1 protein-coding gene is annotated in these 548 nt (G+C 42.2%); it reads left to right on the top strand.

Annotation, left to right across the window (positions count from 1 at the left end; genetic code table 11):
• Window positions 1-548 (top strand): major capsid protein (locus ACFIKU_RS10330; RefSeq protein ID WP_375657453.1); only part of this gene is annotated, 548 nt, incomplete at both ends.

Raw genomic sequence — 548 nt, 5'->3', positions numbered from 1 at the left:
AGAGAGGGTCGTAATCTTCGGTTTTTCAAAACAACACGGATTGCCAAAAGTGATACCGTAAAATCAGAAGAAATCCAGAACCGGCGTGAATTTGGCACAGAAGATCAACTCGAGACAGCAATGAAATATATTGCCAGAAAACAAAAGAAACTGATTTCTGAAATCGAATTGACATGGGAAAATATGCAGCTTGGCGCTGTTCAAGGTGTTGTCCTTGATGCTGATGGCTCTGTCATTGTTGACTGGTACAAAGAATGGGAAATCACACCCCCAAAGCCCATTGACTTTAAACTGAATAATGAGACAACCAATGTTGCTGACAATGTTGATCAAGTCATTATGCGGATGATTGAGGCTTCAAAAGGAGCATTTTCTGATCGTTCGCGGATTATTGGGCTTTGTGGAAATGAATTCTTTTCCAAGTTGAAAAACCATAAAACAATTCGTGAGACCTATCTCAACACAGCTCTTGCACAAACACTTAATAGCGCCGGAGGTGTTGCAACACCAAGCGCTCTTGGCGCGGGCAGCTTTGGCAGTTTTGACTT

The sequence above is a fragment of the Bartonella sp. CM120XJJH genome, from assembly GCF_042194715.1.
GTDB lineage: Bacteria > Pseudomonadota > Alphaproteobacteria > Rhizobiales > Rhizobiaceae > Bartonella.
The sequence above is the reverse complement of the archived record's forward strand: the minus strand, read 5'-3'. Positions and strand labels throughout refer to the sequence as shown.